Below are 14,420 nucleotides of genomic sequence, written 5' to 3'. Positions count from 1 at the left end.
TACCTCACAGCAGTTCAGGACCTTGGTCCCGCCCGTTCCGGGAGAAACTGGTCAAGCACGGCGACACTGTGCTCGACGGCTTGGGCGCCGTAGGCGAGCATCTGCGTCTCGTACTCCTCGACGGCTTCGGGGACCGCCTTCTCGACGAGCAGGTCCCGCAGCAGCCGTGCGTCGTACAGCGCCGTGTTGGCGCCGTTGCCACCGCTGGGCGAGGTCGCGTGGATCGCGTCGCCGAGGAGCGTGACGCGGCCGGGTGCCCACCGCCGTTCCGGCCGGACGACCCGGATCGACAGCGCCGCCGAGTGGGCCGGGTCGGCCGCCTCGACCAGCGCGCGGACCCGCGGGTGCCAGCCCTCGACGGCCTTCACCGGGACGTCCGGCGCCGGCAGCAGCACCCAGCGGACGTAGTCGGGTGTGTCGGGCAGCTCGACGCCGAACTCGAGGCCGGCTTCGCGCGGCGGACGGCGGAAGCGCATCAAGCCGAGCATGAGCTGCACCTCGCCGTCGCTGACGCCGGTGCCGAAGCCGGGGACGAGTGACTCGAACTCCGGCGTCAGCGTGGTGCGGCCGACGACGCACCGGACGCCGGTGTCGCTCGGCCGGAGGTCCGGCGCGAGCTGGGCGCGGACCGCGGAGGTGATGCCGTCGGCCCCGACGATCAGGTCGGCGTCGACGTGGGTGCCGTCCGCGAACTCCGCCCGGGTGCCCCGGTAGCCGGTGAACCGCTTGCCGAAGCGGACGTCGATGCCGTCGAGCAGGAGGTGGCGCAGGACGTGCCGGTCGACGGCGATCGCGGTCATCGGCTCGAGCTCGCGCAGCTGCCGGAGCTGGGTGTCGTGGAAGACGCGGCGGCCGTGGAGGTCGCCCGTGACGGCGTCGAGCAGCGGGTGCAGCCGGTCGGGCAGGCAGGCGAGCAGGGCTTCGCGGCCGACGTCGGCTAGGCCGATCCGGTAGCCCTGGAAGCGGGCGCGGACCCCCGGGTCACGTTCGAACACCTCGACGTCGATCCCGGCTTTCCGCAGGCCCTGGGCCAGGCACAGGCCCCCGAGCCCGGCTCCGATCACAGCGACTCTCATGGTTCCTCCTCGACTTATTGAACACTGCTCAAGTTACCTGAACAACGCTCAAGTGCGCCAGGCGTGGTGAACTTGTCCCGATGCCTCTGAACCAGGCGGTGGTGCTGGACGCCGCGATCGAATTGCTCGACGAAACCGGGCTGGACGAGCTGACCACGCGCAAGCTCGCCGACCGCCTCGGCGTGCGCGTCGGCGCGCTCTATTGGCACTACGCGAACAAGCAGGCGCTGCTGGACGCGGTCGCGGAGCACATGCTGGCGGTGGCGTCCCGCGGGCTGAGCGCGTCGGGGACGTGGCGGGAGCGCGTGACGGCGTTCGCGAACGCCCACCGCGAGACGATGCTCGCCCACCCGGACGGCGCCCGGGTCATCGCGACGATGAGCGTCCCCGGGCCGGCCGCGCGGGAGTTCCTGGGTCACCTGCTGGCCACGCTCGCCGCCGCCGGGATGGCTTCACCGGAGCGCGAGGCGTGCGCGGACGTCGTGACGAGCTACGTGAACGGCTTCACGGTCGAAGAACAGGCCCGCCGCACGGCCGTGCCCCGCTCGCTGCGAGACATGGCGTTCGCGACGGGCCTGTCCGTGGTCATCGACGGCCTGGCGGCCCGGGTCGGGCGCGCCGAAAAGCCGTGAAGGCCTCCTTCGCGGCTCTTACGGCCGGTAAGGAGGCCTTCACGGCTTTCGCGGGTCTGGCGGGTCTTGCGGGTCTGGCGGGTCAGAGGTAGAGCTGGCCGCCGTCGGCGAGGACGCCGCCGACGCGGGGGCCGTAGTTGCCGTACTCCTGGGTGTTCAGCTCGTACTGGCCGGTGCTGGTCACCGTCTCGTACGTGACGTACGGGTAGCAGCAGTTGCCGATGTACAGCTGGTCGCCGTACTGGGCGCCCGACAGGCTGCCGTGCACCAGGCCGTTGCCGGTGTTCTGCCACAGGCGGAGCGTGCGGCCGTTGCCGCTCGTCTGCTTGAGCAGCGTGAATCCCTGGACCGTGACCGGTGCCGCCGAAACGGCCGGTGCCGCCGAAGCAGCGGGTGCCGCCGAAGCGGGCGCCGACACGGCCGTGGTGACGGCGAAGGCGAGGAACGCCACGGCCGCCAACTTCTTCATCATGAGAAACCCCCCTGGGTTCGGACAAAACGATCACCGGGAACGTACCGGGAACCGCGCCGCCGGCGGAGGGGTTTCAGCCTGGGCTTAATCAGGCTTGATCAGGCTTGTTCGGCCGCCAGGCGCTGGGTAACCGGGAGCAGGTCCTGGGCCAGCACCGGGCGCAGGAACACCGCCGCGACGCGGTGTTGTCTGTCCAGCACGATCGTCGACGGGATGATGTTGCGCGGGTAGCCGCTCAGCTTGAGCAGCACCCGGCCGTCCGGGTCGTAGATCGACGGGTACGTCAGCCCGCGGTCGCGGACGAAGTCCTGCGCGGCGTCACGCGCCGGGTCGCGGACGTCGATGCCGACGACCTGCACCCCCGGCGCCTGCTTCGCGAGGCTCTCCATCTCGGGCGCCTCCGTGCGGCACGGCCCGCACCACTGGCCCCAGAGGTTGAGCACGACGACCTTGCCGGGGAAGTCCGCCAGCGACAGCTGCTTGCCCTCGTTCATCAGGTCGTCGCCGGAAAGGACGGGCGCCGTCTGGCGCCGGTCGACGTCGTAGGTGATGTCGACCTGGCCGCCCGGGGAGACGAACGTGAAGCTGCTCCCCTGGACGACCGCGTCCTTGCCCGCGCTGCACCCCGCGATCAGGCCCAGCGCGGCCAGCGTGACGAGGAGCCGTTTCATGCCCCGGTCACCTTCGGGTCGGTGGACCCCGCGGGCTCGCTGTAGACGATCTCGCGCAGCTCGTCGCCGTCGAAGACCAGGCTGGTCAGGGAGGCCAGCGAGCACTGGCGACGGCGCGGGTCGTGCCACAGCTTCTTGCCCTCGAGGAACCGGCGGAGCGTCCAGATCGGCAGCTGGTGCGACACGCACAGCGCCTCGTGCCCCTCCGCCGCGTCGCGCGCGCGGTGGACGGCGCCGAGCATCCGGTGCGCGATCTCCAGGTACGGCTCGCCCCACGACGGCTTGAACGGGTTGGTCAGCTTCGACCAGTGCTTCGGCTCCCGCAGCGCGCCGTCGCCGACCGCGACGTGCAGGCCCTCGAACTGGTTGCCGGCCTCGATCAGCTCCGCGTCGGTCGCGATGTCGAGGCGGTGCGCGGCCGCGATCGGCGCCGCCGTCTCCTGCGCCCGCTGCAGCGGCGACGCGACGACGTGCACGAGGTCGTGCCCCGCGACGGCCTCGGCGACGGTCAGCGCCTGACGCTGGCCGCGCTCGGAGAGCCGGTAGCCGGGCAGCCGGCCGTAGAGGATCTTCTCGGGGTTGTGGACTTCGCCGTGGCGGAGCATGTGGACGACGGTGGTCACCGGACCGCTCCGGCCGCCGCCTGCGCCGCCGCGGGCAGCGCCGCTTCGATCACCGAGAACGCTTCTTCGTCCATGGCCGCGTTGACGAACCAGGCCTCGTACGCGCTCGGGGGCGCGTACACACCGCCGTCGAGCAGCGCGTGGAAGAACGGCGGGAAGCGCCAGGTCTCGGACGCCTGCGCGCCCGCGTAGTCGCGGACCGCCGGCTCGCCGAAGAACACGCTCACCAGGTTGCCCGCGTACTGGACGCTGTTCGCGACGCCGGCTTCGCTCAGCGCGAGGCGGAAGAGGTTGCCGAGGCGCTTCGCGTTGGCGTCGAGCGCCGCGTACACGGCCTGGTCGGCCGCGCGCAGCGTCGCGAGGCCGGTGGCCACCGCGACGGGGTTCCCGGACAGCGTCCCGGCCTGGTAGACCGGCCCGCCCGGGGCGAGCTTGGCCATGATGTCGGCGCGGCCGCCGAACGCCGCCGCCGGCAGGCCGCCGGACATCACCTTGCCGAACGTGTACAGGTCGCCGGCCACGCCTTCGAGGCCGAACCAGCCCGCGCGCGAGACGCGGAACCCGGTCATCACCTCGTCCATGACCAGCAGCGCGCCGTGCTCGTGGGCGATCTCCAGCAGGCCCGCGTTGAAGCCCTCGTCCGGCGCGACGGCGCCCATGTTGCCCGCCGCGGCCTCGGTGATCACCGCGGCGATCGTGTCCGGATTGTCCACAAAGGACTGCCGGACGGCGTCGAGGTCGTTGTAGGGCAGCACGATCGTGTCGGCGGCCTGGGCGCCGGTGACGCCCGGCGACGTCGGCAGCCCGAGCGTCGCGACGCCGGAGCCGGCCTGGGCGAGCAGCGCGTCGACGTGGCCGTGGTAACAGCCGGCGAACTTGACGATCTTCGCGCGGCCGGTGAACCCGCGGGCCAGCCGGATCGCGCTCATCGTGGCCTCGGTGCCCGAGTTGACCAGCCGCACCCGCTCGACGGGCTCGACCCGGCCGATGATCTCCTCGGCCAGCTCGACCTCGCCGATGGTCGGCGTGCCGAACGACAGCCCGGACGTCGCCGCCTCGCGCGCCGCCTCGACGACCGCCGGGTGCGCGTGCCCCAGGATCATCGGGCCCCAGGACGACACCAAGTCGACATAGCGGTTCCCGTCGGCGTCCCACAGGTGCGGGCCCTCGCCGCGGACCATGAACCGCGGGGTGCCGCCGACCGAGTTGAACGCCCGGACCGGCGAGTTCACCCCGCCCGGGATGGCCGCCTTAGCGCGGTCGAACCATGCCTTGGACTGCTCGGTTCCAGTGCTCACCCCTTCAGTCTCGCAAACCCGGGCGACGCACCGCCGACCCCGTCACCGGCAACTCGGGGTGCGCGCGAGCGTCACCGCCCTAAGATGGCCGCACGCCGCCCGGGAGGGGAACAACCGGTGACCGAACGTGCGCCCCAGCGCAACCCGTGGCTGGTGCTGGCCTGCTTCCTCGGCGTCGTCGCCGTGGTCGCGGCGGTCGGCGCCCTGGCCGCGACGTCGTCGAAGGAGATCTACGAGCGCTTCGACCTGCCGTCGTGGGCGCCGCCGGTGTCGCTGTTCGGTCCGGTGTGGACGGTGCTGTACGTCACGATCGCGCTGTCCGGCTGGTGCTACTGGCGCACCGACGGCGAGAACCGCGGGTTCGCCGCGTACGGCATCGGCCTGCTGGTCAACCTGCTCTGGCCGCCGCTGTTCTTCGAGGGCGGCGCCGCGGTGCTCGCCCTGCTCGACATCCTGGTGCTGGACGTCGTCGTGCTCGTGACGATCGTCCTGTTCGCCCGCCGGTCGAAGCTCGCGGCCGCGCTGCAGGTGCCCTACCTCGTCTGGATCCTCTTCGCGACCGCGCTCAACACCGCCATCGTCGCGCTCAACTAGCCGTCGTGAGTGGTTAGGGCGGTTAGAACCGCCCTAACCACTCACGAGAGCCGCGGCAGACCCGTCAGCGGGCGGCCTGCTGGGTGATCGCCTGCGCGGCGACCGTGCCGTCGTCGCCGGCCTGGCCCTGGATCGTCACCGTCGAACCCGGCTTGAGGTCCGCGAGCTTGCCCGGCTGGGTCACGCCGACCGTCGTCGAGTCCGATGTGGACACCTTGACGTCGGTGCCCTGCGCGGTCTTCACGTAGACGGTCGTGCCGTCGACGTGGTCGATCGTGCCCGTGGTGCCACGCCCGCCGGCCCCGCGGAAGCCGCCGCCCTGCTGGCCGGTGCCGGTGCCGGTCCCGGTCCCGGTGCCCGTCCCGGCCTGGGTACCACCCTGGGTGCCGCCCTGCTGACCGCCGAAGCCGCCGCCCTGACGTCCGGCCGGCGCGCCAGACGAGCCCGAGCCCGAGGACGAGCCGAACGCGGCGTGCGTCCAGGCGCCGCCGGCGAACACGGCCGCGAGCACCACCAGCCCGGCCAGCACCATCGTGGCGCGGGAGAACGGCTTCGCCGCGCGGCGCATCTCGGCGTTCAGATCACCCTCGACCGCCGGGCTGGCGACGATCTGCTCCGCCGTCGGCTCGGCGGGCGCCGCCGGTTCGACGGCCGGGAGCACCGCTGTCGGCTCGTCCCCCGGGCCGGGCGGCGGGGTCGTCGTGGAAGACATCGGTGACTCCTTATTCATGACGCAGCGCGTCGATCGGCCGCAGCTTGGCGGCCCGGTTCGCCGGGAAACTGCCGAAGAACAGCCCGATCAGGGCGGATACCGCGAAGGCGAGCAGGATCGACGAGGGCACCACGACCGGCTTGATCCCGGAGATGGTGAACCGGCTGCCGATCAGCCCGATCGCGACGCCGAGCAGCCCGCCGAACAGGCTGAGCATGGTCGCTTCGGCGAGGAACTGGCCGAGGATGGCCGCGCGCGGGGCGCCGATGGCCTTGCGGATGCCGATCTCGCGGATCCGCTCGGTGACCGTGACGAGCATGATGTTCGTGACGCCGATGCCGCCGACGAGCAGCGAGATCGCCGCGACAGCCGCCAGCAGCACGGTGAACGTCTCGGTCGCCGACGTCCGCGTCGCGAGCAGCTGCTCGGAGTTCTGGATCTGGTAGTCGGCGGTGCCGCCGAGCCGGATGCCGTGGCGCGCGTTGAGGATCGCGGTGATCTCGGACTGCGCCAGCGTGACGGAGTCCGCGCTGGTGGCCTGGACGGCGATCTGGCTGAGGCTGCCGTAGCCGGCCAGCGAGTTCTGCACGGCCGAGATCGGCGCGATCGCGACGTCGTCGGCGTTCTGCAGCCCGGTGCTGCCCTTGGCCTGCAGCACCCCGACCACGGTGAACTGGATGCTGTTGAGCAGCACGTTCTGGCCGACCGCGTCGGTACCGCTGCCGAAGATCGACTCCGCCGTCGTCGGGCCGAGCACGACGACCTTGCGCGCGGCCGTGACGTCCTCGCTGGTGAACAGCGCGCCCTCGGCGATGTCGCGGTTCGTGGTGGTGAAGTACGCGGGCTCGGTGCCCGCGACGGTCGAGATGTCGTACGACGTCTGCCCGTAGGTCGCGGTGGCCGTCGTGTTCACGACCGGCGACGCGGCCTTGACGTCGGGCGCGCCGATCGGGTCGACCAGCGCGTGCGCGTCCTGCACGGTCAGCGGCCGGGCCGAGGCGCCCTGCCCGCCGCCGCGCGCCGGGGAGACGTTGACGACGTTGGTGCCGAGGCCCTGGATGCTCGCCGCGATGGCCGCCGAGGCGCCGTTGCCGACCGCGACGAGCAGGATCACCGCGGCGACGCCGATGGTGATGCCGAGCGTGGTGAGCGACGAGCGCAGCTTGTTCGCCGTGAGCCCGCGCACGGCGAAGCGCAGGACTTCGAAGAGGTTCACGACACGGCTCCCACGACCCCGGACGCCCGGGTGACGTCATCCGCCACGATCAGCCCGTCGTCGACCCGGACGACGCGGCGCGCGTGCGCGGCGACCTCGTCCTCGTGCGTGATCACGACGATGGTGCGGCCGAGCTGGTTGAGCCGGTCGAACACGCCGAGGACGTCCTCGGTGCTGCGGCGGTCCAGGTTGCCGGTCGGCTCGTCGGCGAGCAGCATCGCCGGCCCGGTGACCAGCGCCCGCGCCACGGCGACGCGCTGGATCTGGCCGCCGGACAGCTCGCTCGGCAGGTGCTTGGCCCGGTCGGACAGCCCGACCATGTCGAGCGCCGCGAGCGCACGGCGCCGGCGTTCCGACCGGCGGAGTCCACTGTAGACAAGCGGCAGCTCCACATTGGACAGAGCCGACGTCCGGGGCACGAGGTTGAACGACTGGAAGATGAAACCGATCTTCCGGTTGCGCAGCAAGGCGAGCTGACGTTCGTTGAGCTTGCCGACGCCGAAGCCGTCCAGCAGGTACTGGCCGGACGTCGGGACGTCGAGGCAGCCCAGCATGTTCAGCAGCGTCGACTTGCCCGAACCGGACGCGCCCATGATCGCGACGTACTCGCCGGGCCACACGGTGAGCTCGACGCCGCGCAGGGCGTGCACCGCGGTGTCCCCCGCGCCGTAGGTCTTGCGCAGTCCGGAGACCGCGATCACCGGGTTCATCCGCGTCCGCCGAAGCCGCCGCCGGCACCCGTGCCGCGCTGGCCGCCGCCGGGCACGCCGCCGGTCCCGCCGCCCGGGAACCCGCCGGTGCCACCCGTTCCCCCGGTGCGGCCGGTGCCGCCGGTGCCGGTCGCGGCCGTCGCGGTGAGCACGACGTTCTCGCCCTCGGTCAGCCCGGAGGTGATCTGCACGGTCGACTCGCCGCGGATGCCGATCTGCACCTGGCGGGGCACGTTCCGGCCGTTCTCCTGCACGGTGACGATGTTGGTGTTGCCGGCGGTCGTCACGGCCGCGGCCGGCACGCTCAGCGCGTTCTGCGCCTCGGCGACGGTGATCACGACGCTGGCCGACTGCCCGGGCCGCAGCCCGTCCGGCGGGCTGGTGAGCGCGAGCTGCGCGCCGTAGGAGACCACGCTGCCGCTGGTCGTCGGGGTCAGGTTGATGCTGGAGACGGTGGCCTGGATCGGCTTGTCCGGCAGCGCGTTGAGCGTCACCGTGGCCTTCTGGCCCGCCTTCACCTTGCTGACGTCGATCTCGGCGACCGAGGTGGTCACGACCAGGCCGCTCATGTTCGTGATGGTGATGAACCCGGTGCTGCTGCTGGAAGAAGACGACGTCGCGGCGCTGGAGTTGGACGAGCCCTGCCCGCCCTGGCCGCTGCCGCTGGACGTCGACTGGGAGCTGCTGCTCGCCGAGCCGCTCGAGGACTGCTGCCCGACCGTGCCGTTGACGGCGGTGACGGTGCCCGCGCCGGGCGCGTAGAGCGAGGTGTTGTCCAGCGCGGTCTGCGCGGTCTGGACGTCCAGCTCGGCCTGGTCCAGCTTCGCCTGCGCCGAGGTGACGCTGTTCGCGGCGGCCTGGGCGCTGTTCTGGCTGTTCTGGCTGTTTTGGCTGTTTTGGCCCGTCGCCGGGGTGTCCTCGGCGGTTTCGGCGCTGTCGAGACTGTCTTGCGCCACCGAGCGATTCGCCTTCGCGACCTGAAGCTGCTTCGCCGCCTGCGTGCTGTCGACGGTCGCGAGCTTCTGGCCGGCGCTCACGACGTCGCCGACCTTCACGTCGATCGACGTCACCTTGCCGGCCGTCGTGAAGTTCGCCGCGCCCGTGTAGCTGCTGGCGAGCGTCCCGGCGGCGGAAATCGTCTCGGAGACCGTCGCCCGGCGCACCTGCGTGCTGCGGGTCTGGGCCTGAGCCGTGTTCGAAGCCGGGGTAAAGGCTTGGTATATCCCGAATCCCGCCCCGGCCAGTAGCACGATCAGAGCACCGTTGATCACCCATGCCCTGGAGGCACGCACCCGCGTCATGCGGCAACAGTGCTGCCGCCGCTTAGCAATTGACTGTTCGTTCCCTGTGGAGGAGCTGTGTATCAGTCCGGCTGCTTTGGGGGGCGCGCACGCAGCGCGAGAGAGAGCTGACGGACCGCGTCCACCAGCAGGATCGCGGCCACGACGCCGAGCCCGATGGCCGCGGCGAGGTGCCCGCCGAAGTACCGGTGCGATTCGAGGACGGCGCCGTCGTCGGTGCGCGTCACCACGGTGGCCATGCCGCTGTGCCAGAAGGCGTAAACGCCCCAGCCGGCCGCCACGGCGAGCACGACCTCCAGAACGGCGACCAGAATCCGCCACGGCTTGTGCAGCCGCGCGGCGGACCCGGATTCATCCGGCGGCCAGAGCTCGGCCCCGGTGGGCTGCGGAAGGTCGATCACGGAGAGGATTTTCTCACGTCTCGCGCGGCGTCGCCCGGACGAGGCGGTCCAGCGCGTCCTGCAGGGCCTCGACGTCCTTCGCCCACGCCAGCACCACCGTGCCGTCCGCCAGCTTCAGCGGCAGCGAATCGTACTTGCGCGGGACCGACCAGCCGCCGCCGAGCACCCTCGCGCCGACCGGTGTGCCGACGTCCGTCACCGACTCCAGCTCAGCCGCCGCGACCTTCTCGCGGCCCTGGCGCAGCTGCTTCGTCGTGACTTCCAGCGAGAGGAACCGGCGCCGCGCGTACACCCACGGGATCGTGATGACGCACAGGCCGAACGCGACCAGCAGCCAGCCCACGAGGTGCACCGGGCCACCCGTCACCAGCTCCGCCAGCGCCCCGACCACGGCGAACACCGGGCCCCACACGATGGCGACCCAGCTCACGCCGGACTCGGCGTAGAGCCGGTCGCTCACGGGCGCTTGCCGGCCTTCGGGAAGTAGCCCGCCACCGACGGCAGGTACAGCAGCACCAGCGCGACGACGAACACCAGCACCGCGGCCAGCGTCAGGAAGTTGATGATCGGCGCGATCACCATGATCAGCACCAGCATCACGATCGGCAGGATGGTGAGCACTGTCCGGGCCGAGCGGGTGCCTTCGCGCGCCTTGTACGCGAACAGCAGGAACAGCAGCACGAACACGACCGAGCCGCCGAGCAGGTACCACAGCAGCGTCGTGACGCCGTCCGCGATCATCTGCGGCGAGTACTTCGAGTCCTTGGTGCCCTCGACGAACTGCGCGATGACCGCGGACTTGCTGCTGAGCAGCTGGACGTAGCTCAGGATCAGCAGCACGCCACCGCCGAGCCACAGCCAGAACGACCACCACACCGGCCGCGGCGGGGCGGCCTTCGGCGCGGACTGTCCCGGCATGACCGGATCCGGCGCGCGGCCCAGTTTGCGGCGTTCGTCGTCGGTGAGACCGCTGAGGTCGGTGCCGTTTTCGGGTGTTTCAGCATCGGTCACGCGAGGACTCTAACCGGTCAGTCCAGCCACGCAGCGGCTTCGGCTGCCCAATACGTCAGGATCATGTCGGCGCCGGCCCGGCGGATCGACGTCAGCACCTCGAGGACGGTCCGCTCGCGCTCGAGCCAGCCGTTGGCCGCGGCGGCTTCGACCATCGCGTACTCGCCGGAGATGTTGTAGGCCGCCACCGGCACCGGGGAGATGTCCGCGGCCGCCTTGACGACGTCCAAATAGGACAGCGCGGGCTTGACCATGATCATGTCCGCGCCCTCGGCGAGGTCCAGCTCGATCTCGCGCAGCGCTTCGCGGGCGTTGCCCGGGTCCTGCTGGTAGGTCTTGCGGTCGCCCTTGAGCTGCGAGTCGACGGCCTCGCGGAACGGGCCGTAGAACGCGCTGGCGTACTTCGCGGCGTACGCGAGGATGGCCTTGTCGCTGTGGCCGACCTCGTCGAGCGCGCGGCGGATGACGCCGATCTGCCCGTCCATCATCCCGGATGGCCCGAGCACGTGCGCCCCGGCTTCGGCCTGCGCGACGGCCATCTCGGCGTAGATGCGCAGCGTGGCGTCGTTGTCGACCCCGCCGTCGGCGTCCAGGACACCGCAGTGGCCGTGGTCGGTGAACTCGTCGAGGCAGGTGTCGGCCATCAGCACGGTGGCGTCACCGAGTTCGGCGCGGAGGTCGCGCAGGGCGACGTTGAGGATGCCGCGCTCGTCGACGGCACCCGAGCCCTCGGCGTCACGGGTCTCGGGAATGCCGAACAGCATCAGCCCGCCGACCCCGGCGTTGACCGCGTCGACGGCGGCCTTCCGCAGGGTGTCCCGGGTGTGCTGCACAACGCCCGGCATGCTCGAAATCGGCCGCGGCTGATCAAGCCCTTCGGCGACGAACATCGGGAGGATCAGCTGGCGTGGCCGCAGCGTCGTTTCACCGACCAGCCGGCGCATAGCGGGCGTGGTCCGAAGCCTGCGTGGACGATGCTCGGGGAACACCCCTCCAAGTTACTCCGCGCCCCTTCGCCGAAGACCCGCAAGGGTGCTCAGCGGCCACTTTCGTCGGTGACCGGCGGCTCGGAAAGCCGTGAAGGCCCCCTTCCCGGCGGTAAGAGCCGGTAAGGAGGCCTTCACGGACCAACGAACCTCAGGACCTGCGGGCCCGCTTCGCCTTGCGCGGCGGCGGCAGGGCGCCCTCCGCGCGGAGGCGTGCGGCGTGCTCGGCCAGGGCGTCCACCAAGTGGGGGACGTCCGCCTTCTCCGGCTGGACGTCGACGCGGAGGCCGAACTCCACTGCCGTCTCGGCCGTCTTCGGGCCGATGCACGCGACCAGCGTGCGGGTGTGCGGCTTGCCGGCGATGCCGACCAGGTTGCGCACGGTCGAGGACGAGGTGAAGCAGACCGCGTCGAAACCGCCGGTCTTGATCATCTCGCGGGTGTCGGCCGGCGGCGGCGCCGCCCGGACGGTCCGGTAGGCCGTGACGTCGTCGATCTCCCAGCCGCGTTCGCGCAGGCCGGCCGACAGGGTCTCGGTGGCGATGTCCGCGCGGGGCAGCAGGACGCGGTCGACCGGGTCGAGGACGTCGTCGTACGGCGGGAACTCGGCCAGCAGGCCTTCGCTGGACTGCTCACCCTCCGGCACCAGCTCGGGGATGATGCCGAACGAGCGCACCTTCTCCGCGGTGGCCGCGCCGACGCAGGCGATCTTCACGCCGGAGAACGCGCGGGCGTCCAGGCCGAACTCCTCGAACTTCTCCCACACCGCGCGGACCGCGTTGGTGGAGGTGAAGACGATCCACTGGTAACGGCCGTCGACCAGGCCCTTGACCGAGCGCTCCATCTGCGCCGGGCTGCGGGGCGGCTCGACCGAAATGGTGGGCACCTCGTGCGACGTCGCGCCGTGGCCGCGCAGGCGCTCGGCCATCTCGCCGGCCTGCTCCTTGGTGCGCGGCACCAGGACCTTCCAGCCGTACAGCGCGCGCGACTCCCACCACGACAGCTTCGAGCGCTGCCCGGCGGCCTGACCGATCGTGACGATCAGCGGCCCGACGAGCTCGCCGGCGTCGTTGGCGACCTTCTCGAGCGTGGTGTCGAGGGTGCGCTGGGTGTTGATGGTGCCGTTCGCCGTCACCGCGACCGGCGTCGACGCGGGCAGGCCGTGCCCGGTCAGCGCCGAAGCGGCCTCGGCGAGGTGCGCCGACGACGCGTGCAGCACCAGCGGGCCCGGGGCCGCGGCCAGGGCCGCCCAGTCGACGTCGCCGCGGACGTCGACCTCGGTGTGCGTGCCGCCGAGCGCGACGCCGGCGTACGCCGGGACGGCCGCGCCCGGGGACACACCCGGGATGACGTCGAACACGGCGCTCGTGCGGGCGACCGCCTGCACCTCGGCCACGACGGCCGGGGTGGTCAGCGGGTCGCCGGCGATCAGGCGGAGCACCAGCCGGCCGGCCTTGGCCTCGTTGGTCAGGTCCTTGGCGACCTCGGTGGCCTCGCCGACGGCGGGGCGGACCTCGGCGCCTTCGGCGGTCATCGCCAGGACGGCCTGGGGCACGTCCGGGTCGGTCACCACGACCTCGGCCTTGGCCAGCAGTTCCTGGGCACGGACCGTGAGCAGGCCGGCGTCGCCGGGCCCGGAGCCCACGAACGCTACGCGCCCGGTGGTCTTTCGCGCGGGGGTCATCTGTGCGTTTCTCCTCTTGCGGCGGCCGTGCGTCATGGCACGGACGCAGGTCTCCTACGTCTTGAGAAGCGCTCGTGAAAGCGCTACTGCGCGGGTCCGGAGAGGGCTCCGGCTCCGAGGTCCAGCAGCTCTGCGGCCAGGTCCTTGCCCAGCTGGGCGGCCTGGTGCTTGTCGGCCAGCGCGATGGCCCGGACCATGTCCACCACGCCTTCCTCGCCCTCGATCGCGGCGGTGCCGCGCAGCGAGATCCGTTCCACGACCTTGCCCTCGGCGTCGAGATCTTCGACGATCTCGGCGAGCGCGCCCACGGGCGAGCTGCACCCCGCCTCGAGCGCGGCCAGCAAAGCACGCTCGGCCGTCACCGCAGCCCGCGTGCCCTCGTCGTCCAGCGTGGATGCGAGCAGGTGCTCGAGGTCCACGTCGGCGGTCCGGCACTCCACCGCCAGCGCGCCCTGTGCGGGCGCGGGCAGCATCTGGATCGGGTCGAGGGTCTCGGTGATGACCTCGACCATGCCGACCCTGGCCAGTCCGGCACGCGCGAGCACCACGGCATCCAGCTCGCCGTCGGTGACCTTGCGCATGCGGGTGTCGATATTGCCGCGAATCGGCACGATTTCCAAACCGAGACCCAGCGCGCGCAGCTGCGCGGTGCGCCGCAGCGAGCCGGTGCCCACCGTCGCGCCCGGCGGCAGCTCGCCGAGAGTCAGCCCGTCACGCGCGATCAGCGCGTCCCGCGGGTCCGCGCGCGGCGGCACGGCGGCGAGCGAAATGCCCGGCTCCGGCGCGGTCGGCAGATCCTTGTACGAGTGGACGATGACGTCGACCTCGTTGCGCAGCAACGCTTCCCGCAGCGCGGAGGTGAACACGCCGACGCCGATCGTCGGGATCGGCGCCATCGACTTGTCCCCGGGCGTGGTCACCGTGACGATCTCGACCTCGGCGCCGGTGGCGCGCAGGGCGTCGGCGACGTGCCCGGTCTGGGCGAGCGCGAGCTTCGATCCGCGCGTACCCATGCGAATGACTCTGGTCACTT

The 14,420-nt window shown here is 71.6% G+C and carries 17 protein-coding genes; 2 read left to right on the top strand and 15 right to left on the bottom strand.

The annotated features are described in order from the left end of the window. Window positions 1-14 precede the first annotated feature (14 nt). Window positions 15-1,076: an FAD-dependent oxidoreductase gene (locus OHS58_RS40060; RefSeq protein WP_328645833.1), complete on the bottom strand. Its 1,062-nt coding sequence runs from the start codon at window positions 1,074-1,076 to the stop codon at window positions 15-17. 80 nt (window positions 1,077-1,156) lie between these two features. Between OHS58_RS40060 and OHS58_RS40055 the strand changes: the two genes are divergently transcribed. Continuing rightward, complete coding sequence (locus OHS58_RS40055; protein ID WP_328645832.1) at window positions 1,157-1,708, top strand: TetR/AcrR family transcriptional regulator C-terminal domain-containing protein; 552 nt, start codon at window positions 1,157-1,159, stop codon at window positions 1,706-1,708. Between the two features lie 82 nt (window positions 1,709-1,790). On the opposite strand, the gene OHS58_RS40050 is transcribed toward OHS58_RS40055, so the two are convergent. From OHS58_RS40050 to hemL, 4 genes are all read right to left on the bottom strand, one after another. Further along, window positions 1,791-2,180, bottom strand: a complete 390-nt coding sequence (locus OHS58_RS40050) for a hypothetical protein (protein ID WP_328645831.1) — start codon at window positions 2,178-2,180, stop codon at window positions 1,791-1,793. A gap of 98 nt (window positions 2,181-2,278) precedes the next feature. After that, a complete protein-coding gene (locus OHS58_RS40045; protein ID WP_326945896.1) occupies window positions 2,279-2,851 on the bottom strand; it encodes a TlpA family protein disulfide reductase in 573 nt (190 codons plus the stop codon). After that, entirely contained in the window at window positions 2,848-3,474 is a 627-nt protein-coding gene (locus tag OHS58_RS40040; RefSeq protein ID WP_247060305.1) for a histidine phosphatase family protein, read from the bottom strand. The genes OHS58_RS40045 and OHS58_RS40040 overlap by 4 nt, the downstream gene beginning before the upstream one ends. After that, the gene (gene hemL, locus OHS58_RS40035; protein WP_326956167.1) at window positions 3,471-4,772 is read right to left on the bottom strand and encodes a glutamate-1-semialdehyde 2,1-aminomutase; all 1,302 of its coding nucleotides are present in this window, start codon (window positions 4,770-4,772) and stop codon (window positions 3,471-3,473) included. Before hemL ends, OHS58_RS40040 begins: the two co-directional genes overlap by 4 nt. 117 nt (window positions 4,773-4,889) lie before the next feature. Here hemL and OHS58_RS40030 point away from each other — a divergent pair, with 117 nt between their 5' ends. Further along, window positions 4,890-5,366: a TspO/MBR family protein gene (locus OHS58_RS40030; protein ID WP_326945894.1), complete on the top strand. Its 477-nt coding sequence runs from the start codon at window positions 4,890-4,892 to the stop codon at window positions 5,364-5,366. A 64-nt stretch (window positions 5,367-5,430) separates the two neighbouring features. Here the strand turns inward: OHS58_RS40030 and OHS58_RS40025 are convergent, their stop codons facing one another. From OHS58_RS40025 to hemC, 10 genes are all read right to left on the bottom strand, one after another. After that, window positions 5,431-6,078 (bottom strand): hypothetical protein, encoded by a 648-nt coding sequence (locus OHS58_RS40025; protein ID WP_328645830.1) that lies wholly within the window; start codon window positions 6,076-6,078, stop codon window positions 5,431-5,433. 10 nt (window positions 6,079-6,088) lie between these two features. Next, window positions 6,089-7,294 (bottom strand): ABC transporter permease, encoded by a 1,206-nt coding sequence (locus OHS58_RS40020; RefSeq protein WP_326945892.1) that lies wholly within the window; start codon window positions 7,292-7,294, stop codon window positions 6,089-6,091. Further along, window positions 7,291-8,004, bottom strand: coding sequence for an ABC transporter ATP-binding protein (locus tag OHS58_RS40015; RefSeq protein ID WP_326945891.1), 714 nt, complete (start codon window positions 8,002-8,004; stop codon window positions 7,291-7,293). The genes OHS58_RS40020 and OHS58_RS40015 overlap by 4 nt, the downstream gene beginning before the upstream one ends. Beyond that, a complete protein-coding gene (locus tag OHS58_RS40010) occupies window positions 8,001-9,305 on the bottom strand; it encodes an efflux RND transporter periplasmic adaptor subunit (RefSeq protein WP_328645829.1) in 1,305 nt (434 codons plus the stop codon). Before OHS58_RS40010 ends, OHS58_RS40015 begins: the two co-directional genes overlap by 4 nt. Window positions 9,306-9,367: 62 nt before the next feature. Beyond that, a complete protein-coding gene (locus OHS58_RS40005; protein WP_326956171.1) occupies window positions 9,368-9,706 on the bottom strand; it encodes a hypothetical protein in 339 nt (112 codons plus the stop codon). 13 nt (window positions 9,707-9,719) lie between these two features. Next, entirely contained in the window at window positions 9,720-10,166 is a 447-nt protein-coding gene (locus OHS58_RS40000; protein WP_328645828.1) for a hypothetical protein, read from the bottom strand. Beyond that, a complete protein-coding gene (locus OHS58_RS39995; protein WP_326956172.1) occupies window positions 10,163-10,717 on the bottom strand; it encodes a hypothetical protein in 555 nt (184 codons plus the stop codon). The genes OHS58_RS40000 and OHS58_RS39995 overlap by 4 nt, the downstream gene beginning before the upstream one ends. Window positions 10,718-10,734: 17 nt before the next feature. Further along, window positions 10,735-11,706: a porphobilinogen synthase gene (hemB, locus tag OHS58_RS39990; protein ID WP_328645827.1), complete on the bottom strand. Its 972-nt coding sequence runs from the start codon at window positions 11,704-11,706 to the stop codon at window positions 10,735-10,737. Between the two features lie 148 nt (window positions 11,707-11,854). Continuing rightward, complete coding sequence (locus OHS58_RS39985) at window positions 11,855-13,387, bottom strand: uroporphyrinogen-III synthase (RefSeq protein ID WP_247060288.1); 1,533 nt, start codon at window positions 13,385-13,387, stop codon at window positions 11,855-11,857. An 83-nt stretch (window positions 13,388-13,470) separates the two neighbouring features. After that, window positions 13,471-14,400, bottom strand: coding sequence for a hydroxymethylbilane synthase (gene hemC, locus OHS58_RS39980; RefSeq protein ID WP_247060286.1), 930 nt, complete (start codon window positions 14,398-14,400; stop codon window positions 13,471-13,473). Between the last annotated feature and the right edge of the window lie 20 nt (window positions 14,401-14,420).

The organism is Amycolatopsis sp. NBC_00348, assembly GCF_036114655.1.
Lineage (GTDB): Bacteria > Actinomycetota > Actinomycetes > Mycobacteriales > Pseudonocardiaceae > Amycolatopsis.
Note: the sequence above shows the minus strand (reverse complement) of the source record. Positions and strands in the feature narration are given on the sequence as shown.